The sequence below is a fragment of the Arthrobacter sp. H41 genome (assembly GCF_000520535.1).
In the GTDB taxonomy this organism is placed as follows: domain Bacteria; phylum Actinomycetota; class Actinomycetes; order Actinomycetales; family Micrococcaceae; genus Arthrobacter_D.
In genome coordinates, this window is the sequence record NZ_KI914805.1 from 10828 (window position 1) to 22120 (window position 11293).

Annotated in this window: 8 protein-coding genes and 1 pseudogene; 3 read left to right on the forward strand and 6 right to left on the reverse strand. The window is 66.9% G+C overall.

What is annotated here, in order from left to right; genetic code table 11:
* Positions 1 to 247 precede the first annotated feature (247 nt).
* Genes Y705_RS0111360 through Y705_RS19340 form a run of 3 tightly spaced genes read left to right on the forward strand, consistent with a single transcriptional unit; the run spans position 248 to position 3550 of the window.
* Positions 248 to 1660: a TrkH family potassium uptake protein gene (locus Y705_RS0111360; protein ID WP_026532942.1), complete on the forward strand. Its 1413-nt coding sequence runs from the start codon at positions 248 to 250 to the stop codon at positions 1658 to 1660.
* A complete protein-coding gene (locus Y705_RS0111365; RefSeq protein WP_026532943.1) occupies positions 1653 to 2321 on the forward strand; it encodes a potassium channel family protein in 669 nt (222 codons plus the stop codon). The genes Y705_RS0111360 and Y705_RS0111365 overlap by 8 nt, the downstream gene beginning before the upstream one ends.
* Positions 2322 to 2359: 38 nt before the next feature.
* Positions 2360 to 3550 carry a glycosyltransferase 87 family protein gene (locus tag Y705_RS19340; protein WP_155850043.1) on the forward strand — a complete coding sequence of 397 codons (1191 nt, stop codon included), beginning with the start codon at positions 2360 to 2362 and terminating at the stop codon, positions 3548 to 3550.
* Here the strand turns inward: Y705_RS19340 and proC are convergent.
* The 6 genes and pseudogenes from proC to Y705_RS19345 all read right to left on the reverse strand — a co-directional run.
* Positions 3510 to 4373 carry a pyrroline-5-carboxylate reductase gene (gene proC, locus Y705_RS0111375; protein ID WP_026532944.1) on the reverse strand — a complete coding sequence of 288 codons (864 nt, stop codon included), beginning with the start codon at positions 4371 to 4373 and terminating at the stop codon, positions 3510 to 3512. The two genes, Y705_RS19340 and proC, sit on opposite strands and share 41 nt — an antisense overlap.
* Before the next feature lie 241 nt (positions 4374 to 4614).
* On the reverse strand, positions 4615 to 5412 hold the full coding sequence (locus tag Y705_RS0111380; RefSeq protein ID WP_026532945.1) for a sugar phosphate isomerase/epimerase family protein: 798 nt from the start codon (positions 5410 to 5412) through the stop codon (positions 4615 to 4617).
* A gap of 1 nt (position 5413) precedes the next feature.
* Positions 5414 to 6427 carry a Ppx/GppA phosphatase family protein gene (locus Y705_RS0111385; RefSeq protein ID WP_026532946.1) on the reverse strand — a complete coding sequence of 338 codons (1014 nt, stop codon included), beginning with the start codon at positions 6425 to 6427 and terminating at the stop codon, positions 5414 to 5416.
* Positions 6428 to 6493: 66 nt separating this feature from the next.
* Positions 6494 to 9241 carry a type I DNA topoisomerase gene (topA, locus tag Y705_RS0111390; RefSeq protein ID WP_026532947.1) on the reverse strand — a complete coding sequence of 916 codons (2748 nt, stop codon included), beginning with the start codon at positions 9239 to 9241 and terminating at the stop codon, positions 6494 to 6496.
* 109 nt (positions 9242 to 9350) lie between these two features.
* On the reverse strand, positions 9351 to 10952 hold the full coding sequence (locus tag Y705_RS0111395) for a DUF7059 domain-containing protein (protein WP_049822643.1): 1602 nt from the start codon (positions 10950 to 10952) through the stop codon (positions 9351 to 9353).
* Positions 10949 to 11293: pseudogene (locus Y705_RS19345) on the reverse strand (hypothetical protein); the annotation flags it as partial. The pseudogene Y705_RS19345 and the gene Y705_RS0111395, both read right to left, overlap by 4 nt.

An 11293-nucleotide genomic window follows, 5' to 3' on the forward strand; every position in this document is an offset into this window, starting at 1 on the left:
AAGCCTCTCGGGATTCATCGGATGGTGCCCGCCGAAGTTGTAGGCGAGCATCGATTCATCCCAGACAACCTGTGTGGGAGGCGCGGACGCGGAGTGGTTAGACATCAAGAACAGGCTACGCGATCCACCGAATCGCTGGCCACGAAGCCGCAGCGGAAGTGATTTACTACTCGGAGGACCTTTTCCACCGCCGCATCCGCGGCGCAGACAGCAACGGGCACACAGCAACGGGGCAGAGCGGGCGTCAATGGTAAGTCAACAGCCGCGGTGGCTGAGGGGCGATCAGAGCGGATACTTTCGGCTTCTGGGCGCAATCCGGGATTTCCTTGACTCCTTTGCCAACTCGTCGCCCGCCCGGCTCGCCCTCTTCATCTTCTCCGCCGTCATCCTTGTCTTCACCGCACTCCTCAGTCTTCCTGCAGCCGCAGCGGACCGCACCGCAACGCCCCTTCACGACGCCATGTTCACCGCCGTCTCGGCGGTCTGCGTCACCGGACTCACCGTGGTCTCCACGGCTACCCACTGGTCCTTCTTCGGCCAATTGGTCATCCTGCTCGGTATCTTCGTGGGAGGCCTCGGCACCCTGACCCTCGCCTCGCTGCTGGCGCTGGTGGTCAGCAAGCGCCTCGGTGTCCGGGGCAAGCTGCTCGCCCAGGCGTCCCTGAACAACGCAAGCCGACTCGGCGAGGTCGGCACCCTGCTGCGGATCGTCATCACCACCTCGATCGCCATCGAGATCGTCCTGGCCCTGGTGATGATTCCCCGCTTCATGGTGCTCGGTGAGCCATGGTGGCTGGCTGTCTGGCACGGCATCTTCTACTCCATCTCGGCCTTCAACAATGCCGGATTCACTCCCCACTCGGACGGTCTGGTGCCCTACGAGACCGACCTGTGGATCCTGGTTCCGCTGATGGTCGGCGTCTTCCTTGGCAGCCTCGGGTTTCCCGTCATCATGGTGCTCCTCCAGCTCAAGTGGCGCTACCGGAAGTGGACCCTTCATACCAAATTGACGATTGCCGTCTCACTGATCCTCCTGGTGGTGGGAACGGTCGCGTGGGCGGCCATGGAGTGGGCCAACATGAGGACCATCGGCAACCTCAGCGCCTCCGACAAGATCATCCACGCCCTCTTCGCCTCTGTCATGACCCGGTCGGGCGGCTTCAACCTGGTGGACCAGAGCGCCATGGGCTCCACCACCATGCTCCTCACCGACGCTCTCATGTTCGCCGGCGGTGGGTCCGCCTCGACGGCGGGAGGCATCAAGGTGACGACCATCGCCGTGATGTTCCTCGCGATCGTTGCCGAAGCCCGCGGCGACTCGGACGTCCGGGCATGGGGCCGGACCATTCCCCCGGGCGCCATGCGCGTGGCCATCTCGGTGATTTTCATGGGTGCCACGCTGGTACTCGTGGCGACCGGACTAATCCTCGCGATCTCCGGCGAGGAGCTCAACCGGGTGCTCTTCGAAGTCATCTCCGCCTTCGCTACGTGCGGACTCAGCACCAACCTCAGCGCCGAGCTCCCGCCCGAGGGCAAATACGTCCTGTCGGCCCTGATGTTCGCGGGACGCATGGGAACCATCACCCTTGCCTCCGCCCTTGCACTGCGGCAGCGCAGCACCCTGTACCACTACCCGGAAGAGAGGCCGATCATTGGCTGAAAGACCAGCACACAACGCACCGGTCCTGGTGATCGGCCTAGGGCGTTTCGGCGCCGCCACGGCCGAGCAGCTCGTGAAACAGGGCCGCGAGGTGCTGGCGATCGAGCGGGATCCCCAGCTGGTGCAGAAGTTCTCGGGCATCCTGACCCATGTGGTGGAAGCTGATGCCACCAACCTCGACGCCCTCCGTCAGCTCGGCGCCCAGGAGTTCTCCGCCGCCGTCGTCGGTGTGGGGACCTCGATCGAGTCCAGCGTCCTGATCACCGCGAACCTCGTCGACCTCGGGATCGACCACCTGTGGGTCAAGGCGATCACGCCCTCCCACGGCAAGATCCTGAAGCGCATCGGCGCCAACCATGTGATCTACCCCGAGGCCGACGCCGGCCAGCGTGCCGCGCACCTGGTGGGTGGCCGGATGCTCGATTTCATCGAGTTCGACGACGGTTTCGCCATCGTGAAGATGTATCCGCCGAAGGAAACCCAGGGCTTCACGCTCGCAGAGTCCAGCGTCCGGTCGAAGTACGGCGTCACGGTGGTGGGAGTGAAATCCCCCGGGGAGGACTTCACGTACGCCCGGGCGGACACCAAGGTCTCGAGCCGCGACATGCTGATCGTCTCGGGACACGTGGACCTCCTCGAACGCTTCGCGGGCCGTCCCTGACCTCCACCCCAGCACGCGCGCTGGCCCTCCTTGCGGGGTTGGGAGCAGCACTCGCCCTCGTGATCCTCTCCGCGCGGATTCACGGCCTCGACCTCCTCGTATACCGGCAGGGTGCCCTCGCCCTGCTCGGGATGGCCGGGGACCAGCAGCTCTATGACGCGTCCCTGATCGAGACGGACACCCGCAGCCTTCCGTTCACCTACCCGCCCTTCGCCGCGCTGGTCTTCATACCCCTTGCCCTGCTCCCGGCACCGGGTGCGCTGGTGCTGGTGACCGCTGTCTCCCTGGCCTGCCTGCTGGTGGCGGCACAGTGGATCAGCCGTTACCTCGACGATCAGCAGGCGCTCCCGCAGTGGGCCGGCACTCGGTCGGGTGAAGCCGTGGTGCTGGTCCTGCTGGTGCTCCTCATCGGGGTCAGCGGCCCGTGGCGGGAGGGGCTCGGCTTCGGCCAGATCAATCCCCTGATCCTGGTGCTGATCGTCGCGGACCTCCTTCGGCCACCCGGCCGCGTGCCGCGCGGGTTCCTGATCGGCATCGCGGCCGGCATCAAGCTGACGCCGCTCGCCTTCGGGCTGATCTTCCTTGCGCGCAGGGACTGGCGCGCCGTCCTCACCATGGGTACCGGCTTCCTCACCACCGTGGGAGTCGGTTGGCTCGCAGCGCCCGGGGAGTCGGCCCGGTTCTGGTTCGGTGCCATCGGCGATCCGGCACGCGTCGGTGACACCACTGACATCTACAACGTGTCCCTGAACTCCTTCCTCGCCCATCTCGGGGCAAGCGGGGCCCTGCAGCGCTCCCTCTGGGTCCTTGGGAGCCTCGCGGTGATCGCGCTCGGCTACGCAGCGATCCGTCGCGCGGAGGACGACGGCGACCTTGTTCGTGCCATCAGCGCCAACGCCGTCGTCATGCTCGCCATCTCCCCGATCTCCTGGTTCCACCACTGGGTGTGGATCGCGTTCCTCATCCCGGCCGCCCTCGTCCATGCGAAGGGTAGTCCGCGGGGGCGGCGAGCCGCGGAACTCGGCATCACGGCACTGTTCCTGCCGGTGATGATGTTCTCGTCGATCACCGTGACGCTGATCCTCATGGGGCGCGTGTCCGGTGAAGGTCCGCTTCCCCTCGAACTCTTCACGAGTCTCGGCGTCCTGCTGCCCCTTGCCCTGCTGGTGCTGTGGCTCGGGCCCAGGATCAGCCTCCCGTCCGGGGCCCCTGACGCAGTTCGGCCGTGATCTCCGCAGCCCGCTCCGTCGCAGCCCGGGCTCCCGCAGCAATCAGGTCCATCAGCCCCCGGGCCTCGAAGGTCTCGAGGGCGCTCTGGGTGGTCCCGTTGGGGCTCGTCACCGCGCGCCGGAGCGCCGTGGCGTCGGCGCCGTCCTCCGCCAGCATGAACCCTGCACCGGCGACGGTCTCCCTCGCCAGCAGTCTGGAAATATCCTCGTCAAGGCCCAGCTTCTCACCCGCGGCGGCCATCGCCTCGGCGAGGTAGAAAGCGTAGGCGGGTCCCGAACCGCTGACCGCTGACACGGCGTCGATCTGCTGCTCCGGAATCTCCACCACGGTTCCGGCGGACGCCAGGAGAGCGCGGGCCCGCTCCATCTGCTCGGGGCCGGCATGGGTTCCGGCCGAGATCGACAGCACGCCCTTCCCGAGGCGCGACGGCGTGTTCGGCATGGAGCGGATGACCGGCTGCCCGTCATTCAGCGCGTCCTCGATCAGGTCGATCGGCACGGCAGCCGCCACGCTGAGCACCAGGGCGGAGGGCTTGAGCGCCGAAGCGATCTCGCGGGCCAGCGCCACCACACCCACGGGCTTGACACCGATCACGACGACGTCGGCATCGGCCACCGCCAGGGTGTTCGCGTCTCCGTCCTCGGCGGTGGCGAGCACGGAGATCCCGTGCCGCTTCCGGAGTTCCGCTGCGCGGTCCGTCCGGCGGACGGTCGCGGTGACCAAGGATCTCTCCAGACCGGCGGCGAGCAGCCCGCCGAGGATCGCCTCGTTCATGGAGCCGCAACCAAGGAAAGTAACGTGCAGGGCCTCAGAATTCGTCATACGCCCATCCTGTCATGGAGCCTTCCCAGCCTTCTCACAGCGTTTATGCTGTTGCGTCACAACCTCGGAACGTACGGTTCTAAGTACCTCATGAAGGTGCGAGTGATGAGGCCGGATTTTCCTGATCCGGTCCGGCGTCGGCGGCAACAGGTGATTCCCCCAACACCTGCACAGCCGTCGGCGCCATTCCTTCTTAATCGCTTCCCCGGTTTCCGGCCCGGTTTTCCGGCACGCCACGGATTCAGGAGTCCAGGTGCTCCCGGGCGAAAGCGAGGGTATCGGCGAGCCACTGCTCCCGCTCCCCCGCCCCCCGGGCCTTGCGGGTGCTGACCTCGACCGCCACCACGCCCTTCCACTCCGACTCGGCAAGAAATGCCAGCGCCTCGGCACACCGCTGCTGTCCCTGCCCGGGGAGGAGGTGTTCGTCCCTGCCGTTGGGTGTTCCGTCGGTCAGGTGCACATGCGCAAGCCGGCTGCCCAGGCCCCGGATCTCCTCGAAGGAGTCCATGCCCGCAATGGCGGCATGGGAGAAATCCCAGGTGACTGCCCCGTACGGCTCCGGAACAGGATTCCAGTGCGGCAGATAGGCCTTGGCCTCCCTGCCCCGGACCTTCCACGGGTACATATTCTCGACAGCGATTTCCACCCCGTACTCGGCCGACACCCGAAGGATCCCCTCGGCGAACTCCTCGGCGTAGCCGGTCTGCCACCGGAAGGGAGGGTGGGTCACCACCGTACTGGCGCCCACCTCGGCCGCCATCGCCGCCGACATCTCGATCTTGGTCCAGGCCTTGCCCCATACCTGCTGGGTGAGCAGCAGGGTGGGAGCGTGGATGGCAAGGATGGGCTGCTCGTACCGTTCGCTCAGGACGGTGAGCATCTCCGGGCTCTGGCTGACGTGGTTGTTCGTCACCATGACCTCGACGCCGTCGTACCCGAGGTCCTGAGCCAGGGCGAAGGCATCGTGCACGGCAAGGGGGTAGACCGACGCGCTGGACAAGGCGACGGGAATGACGGCTGCGCTGGAATCGGACGCCATGTCAGCCGCCGGCCTTCGAAACAGACCGTACCCGGGAGTCGAGCTGCTCATGCCCCACGCCGGCACCGGGGAGAGGGTGCTCGGCCTCGAACATCTTCGAGTCGAAGCGGCGCAGCAGCAGGCCCTCGCGCAGGGCCCAGGGGCAGATGTCCATGGACGGCACATCGAACAGCTCAAGGGCTGCTTCGGCCACGAGAGCACCGGCCAGGACCTGCGGGGCGCGTACGTCGGACACCCCATCGAGGTTGGTCCGATCCCTGGCGGGCATGGCAGCAAGCCGCTTGGTCCACAGTTTCAGATCTTCAAGGCGGAGTTCACGCCGCACGAAGGGCCCGGCGGCCGAGGGCTCCGCCCCGGCGATCCGCGCCAGCGACCGGAAGGTCTTCGAGCTTCCGGCCACCAGGTCCGGGCGCCCGAGCGGCTCGAACTGCCCGACTGCGTCCTCGAGGACGGACCGGATGTACCGGCGAAGCTCCTTGACGCTCTTTGCCGACGGAGGATCCTCCGGAAGCCAGTCGCGGGTCAGCCGTCCGGCTCCCAGCGGAACGGACAGCGCGAGTTCGGGGAGTTCATCGGAACCCATGGCCATCTCGAAGGAACCACCACCGATATCGAGGTTCAGGATGGAACCCGCACCCCAGCCGTACCAGCGGCGCACTGCCTGAAAGGTGACCGCAGCCTCCTGGTCGCCGGAGAGCTCCTGCAGGTCCACTCCGGTCTCGTCCTGGACCCGGGCCAGCACTGCCGCCCCGTTTGTCGCCTCGCGGATGGCGGAGGTGCAGAACGCGAGGAAGTCCTCGGCATTGTGCTGACCCGCGAAGGCGCGGGCCTCGCGCACGAAGCCCACCAGTTCGTCCTGCCCGTGGTCCGTGATGCTGCCCTCGGCGTCAAGGTAGGCCACGAGTTGCAGTGGCCTTTTATGGGACGCGAAAGGAACCGGCCGCGCCCCGGGGTGTGCGTCCACCAGGAGCAAATGCACGGTGTTCGAGCCAATATCGAGCACGCCTAGCCGCATATTTCGGGCACCTTCCAACCACTCATTCGAAAAATTACCCTATCCATCCGGATACGAACAGTACGCCTACTTGCCGGCGGACACCTTGCGCTTCGCCGGAGCACGCCGTGTGGTTTTCTTGGGCGCCGGGCCCTTCGCGCGTTTCTCGGCCAGCATATCGATGGCCTGCTCCCGCGTCAGTTCCTCGATCGCCATCGAACCGGGCACGGTGATGTTCGTGACGCCGTCGGTGATGTACGCGCCGAAGCGTCCCTCCTTGACCACGATGGGCTTTTCGGTGGTCGGATCATCGCCGAACTCGGCGAGCGGCGGCGTGACGGCCCTGCCGCCGCGCTGCTTGGGCTGCGAATAGATCTCCAGCGACTGCTCGAGCGTGATCGTGAAGATCTCCTCCTCGGAACCGATCGAGCGGGAATCACTGCCCTTCTTGAGGTAGGGACCGAAGCGGCCGTTCTGCACCGTGATCTCCTTGCCCTCGGCGTCTGCGCCCAGTACCCGCGGAAGGTTCATCAGCTTCAGCGCGTCCTCGAGGGTGACCGTGTCCACCGTCATGGTCTTGAACAACGAGCCGGTACGGGGCTTGACCTTGGCAGGCTTCTTCGGGGGCTTGGGCTTGCCGTTCTTGTAGTACTCGACAGGCTGGTTGGCCAGGTCTTCGGCACTTTGCTCGGGAATGAGCTCGATCACGTACGGGCCGTAGCGTCCCTCGCGGGCCACGATCGCCCGCCCCGTCTCGGAATCGGTTCCCAGCACACGCTCCTGGGATACCGGCGTCTCCATGAGCTCGATGGCTTTCTCGGCGGTCAGCTCATCAGGGGCGAGGTCCTCCGGCACGTTGGCGCGCTGCGGCTCGGTGCCCTCCGGAGCGTCATCGGGCAGCGGCTTCTCAAGGTAGGGGCCGAATTTGCCCACGCGGAGCGTGATGCCTTCGGCAATCTCGATCGAGTTGATGCGTCGCGCGTCGATCTCGCCGAGATCGTTCACGATGGTGTGCAGGCCGGTGTCCTTGCGGTCACCGTAGTAGAAGGAGTCCAGCCACTCGACGCGCTTGGTCTCGCCACGGGAGATGCGGTCGAGATCCTCCTCGAGTTCGGCGGTGAAGTCGTAGTCGACGTAGTCGTGGAAATGCTCCTCGAGCAGCCGGATCACCGAGAAGGCGATCCAGGTCGGCACCAACGCCTGCCCGCGGGTGCTCACATACCCGCGGTCCATGATGGTGGACATGGTGGCGGCATAGGTGGAAGGCCGCCCGATCCCCCGCTCCTCGAGCACCTTCACGAGGGAAGCCTCGGTGTAACGCGGCGGCGGCGAGGTCTCGTGGCCGATCGCCTCGACGGAGGTCGCGCCGAGGGAATCACCCTTGGTGACGTTCGGGAGGCGCGAGCCCTGACCGGCGTCGTCATCGGTGTCCTGATTGCGGTCGGCGTCGCGTCCCTCCTCGTAGGCGGCGAGGAAGCCGCGGAAGGTGATGACAGTGCCGGAGGCGGAGAACTCGGCGTCCCGGCCGTCGGCGCTGACCGCACCGAGCCGCAGTGACGCCGTCGAGCCCTTGGCGTCGGCCATCTGGGATGCGACGGTGCGCTTCCAGATCAGTTCATACAGGCGGAACTCGTCGCCACGCAGCGCCTTGGCGACCTGCGCCGGCGTGCGGAACGAATCCCCCGCCGGGCGGATGGCCTCGTGGGCCTCCTGCGCGTTCTTCGACTTGCCCTTGTAGACGCGGCGCGCCTCGGGGACATACTCGGCGCCGTACAGTTCGGACGCCTGGCGGCGCGCCGCGTTCACCGCCTGATCGGACAGCGCGGGCGAATCGGTACGCATATAGGTGATGTAGCCGTTTTCATACAGGCGCTGCGCCACCTGCATGGTCATCTTCGAGGAGAACCGAAGTTTGCGCGCCGCCTCCTGCTGGAGGGTCGACGTCGTGAACGGCGCGGCAGGGCGCCGGGTGTACGGCTTGGTGTCGACGGAACGGATGGCGAAGTCCGCGCTTTCGAGTCCTGCGGCGAGCGAGCGAGCGGATTCCTCGTCGAGGCGGGCCGTCCCCGCGGACTTCAGCTCGCCCCGGTCCGAGAAATCCTTGCCGGAGGCGATGCGGCTTCCGTCGACGGCCACCAGCTTCGCGGGGAACGCCGAGCCCTTCGACTCATCAACGGGCGTGAACGTACCGGTCAGGTCCCAGTACGACGCCGTGCGGAATGCCATGCGCTCGCGTTCCCGCTCGACCACGAGTCGCGTGGCGACGGACTGCACACGGCCGGCGGAGAGCCCGCGGGCCACCTTGCGCCAGAGGACGGGAGAAATCTCGTAGCCGTACAACCGGTCGAGAATGCGCCGGGTTTCCTGGGCGTCGACCATGGGCATGTCGACGTCGCGCATTTCCAGCAGGGCGCGCTGGATGGCTTCCTTCGTGATTTCGGGGAAGGTGAGGCGGTGGACCGGCACTTTGGGTTTGAGGACCTGCAGGAGGTGCCACGCGATGGCTTCGCCTTCGCGGTCACCGTCGGTTGCGAGGTACAGCTCGTCGGCGTCCTTCAGGGCGGCCTTGAGTTCGGCGACCTTCTTCTTCTTGTCCGTCGACACCACGTAGTACGGTTCGAACCCGTTTTCGACGTCGACGGCGAACTTGCCGAGCGAGGTCTTCTTCATCTCGGCGGGGAGGTCGGAAGGCTGCGGCAGGTCGCGGATATGCCCCATGGATGCTGCGACCTCGAAGCCCTCGCCGAGGTATCCCGCGATGGTCTTGATCTTTCCGGGGGATTCGACGATTACGAGCTTCTTGCCGTGCTTTTTGTCCGTGGCCTTAGTGGGCACTTCTCTCCTAGGTACGGGTGCAATGCACGCTTGGGCGGTTCCCGGACGGATTACCGCTGCGCTTCACCAGTATGGGTCATGCGTACCTGCACTAGGGTAGCCGCTTTGGTCAGGGCGCCGGAATCAGGAAGCCGTCGATGACCAGCTGCTCCACTTCCGCGAGGAGGCCCGGAACGAACTCGTCCTCGGGGTGGTGCAGCAGTGCCGCGAGCGCTCCGGCGATCTGGCCGGCGGTCAACTCGCCGTCGCATGCCGAGGCGAATCCGGCGAGTTCGGTGCTCAGCAGCGTGGTGCGTCGAAGGCCACCGCCCTGCCGCAGGAGGATCACTCCGGGGTGCTCGGCACCCGGGCGCTGGTGGCGTTCCTCGGTCACGTCGTCGGCAACGAGGAGGTACTGCTCGCCGAGGCCGGCACCGGCGTTTCCGCCCTGCGTCGCAGCCCAGTCCTCCCGCGCGAGGGCGGCGCCGAGGTGCGGGCCGAGCGGCTGCTCCACCTCGTGGGTCACCTCTTCGAACCTGCGAATGGTGGTCTTCCCTTCCTCGGCCGGGCGACGGAGCCACACCATGCCGAAACCGATCCCCTCGACACCGCGCATTCCGAAGTCGGCGAGGTACTCCCGGTAGCGCTCGACGTAGGTCTCCGGGTCGCGGTTCTCGGCGGCGTCGCGCAGCCAGGTTTCGGCGTACTGCACGGGCGAGAGCTGCTCGCGCTGGATGACCCAGGCGTCGACGTCGGCGGCGAACCATGCGCGGAGCCGTTCGTCCCAGTGGGCACCCGCTGGAATCTCCCAGTTGCCGAGCAGCTGGGCCGTGCCCCCGGGCTTCAGGACGCCCGGCAGCGATCGGAGGAGGGAGGACACGACGTCGTCCCCCGCCAGGCCGCCGTCGCGGTAGGTGTACTGGTCCGCGCCCGGGCGCCGCGGCGTGATGACGAAGGGCGGGTTGGACACCACGAGGTCGAAAACGTCGTCGGCCACGGGGTCCAGCATGCTGCCGAGCCGCAGGGACACGCGGTCGTCGAGCCGTGCGGGATCGATGGACAGGGCGTCCGCGTTGAGCAGCAGGTTGAAGCGGGCGAACGCGAGCGCGCGTTCGGAGATATCGGTGGCGGTGACGTGCCGCGCATGGGCCAGCAGGTGGAAGGCCTGGATTCCGCATCCCGTTCCGAGATCCAGCGCGGTGTCCACGGGGTCGCGGATGATCGATCGCGCCAGCGTGAGCGACGCTCCCCCGATGCCCAGCACATGATCGGAGCGCAGTGCGCCCGGCCGCTGAGCCGCTCCCACGTCACTCGCCACCCAGAGGTCCCCTCCGACGTCGGAGGAGTAGGGCCGGAGCTCGGCTGCGGCACGCCAGCCGTCACCCGCGGGCTCGATCAGGCGCAGTGCGGCGAGACCTGCCACCTTCAGTGCGGGAAAGGCGGCGTCCAGCCGGTCCTCGGAAACCTTCTGGCCCAGCAGCCACAGCAGCACGGGGACGACAGGTGTCCGCCGGGCCGAGCCCGGTTCCAGCTCCTCCAGCTCCTCCAACTCCGAGCGACACCTCAGGAGCGCGGGGACCGGTTGGTCGCGGCCCAGCGCCGCGGACGCCTCGGACCCGAGCAGCGCATCCACGCCGTCGACGGTGTAGCTTGCAGCAGTGAGGTCGGCGGCGAGCGCTGCGAGCAGCCCCGGATCCTGGCCGGCGGGAGCAGTGTGGATGTCGATCGTCACGCCGCACCGACGGCGGTGGCCTCGGCGTCGTCGGTCTCACAGCCCTGCGGGCAGCGCAGCGTCGCGGGCTGGGCCGCACAGTCCGAGCAGTAGAGGGTGAGGTTGCGGCACGCCTGGTTGGAGCAGTTCTCGAACTTGCTCGTGGGTGCCTCGCAGCGCACGCACTTGCCGATGGTCACGGCGTCGTCGCTGAATTCAAGGTGCATGCGCTTGTCGAAGACATACAGCGAGCCCTCCCACAGTCCCTTGTCGCCGTAGGTCTCCCCGTAACGCACGATCCCACCCTGGAGTTGGTAGACCTCGCTGAAGCCGCGGTTGAGCATGAGGCTCGAGAGCACCTC

Coding starts and splice junctions, on each gene's coding strand:
- Y705_RS0111360 (WP_026532942.1), top strand. CDS start 248: ATGGTAAGTCAACAGCCGCGGTGGCTGAGGGGCGATCAGAGCGGATAC.
- Y705_RS0111385 (WP_026532946.1), bottom strand. CDS start 6,427: ATGCGGCTAGGCGTGCTCGATATTGGCTCGAACACCGTGCATTTGCTC.
- proC (WP_026532944.1), bottom strand. CDS start 4,373: ATGACGAATTCTGAGGCCCTGCACGTTACTTTCCTTGGTTGCGGCTCC.
- Y705_RS0111380 (WP_026532945.1), bottom strand. CDS start 5,412: ATGGCGTCCGATTCCAGCGCAGCCGTCATTCCCGTCGCCTTGTCCAGC.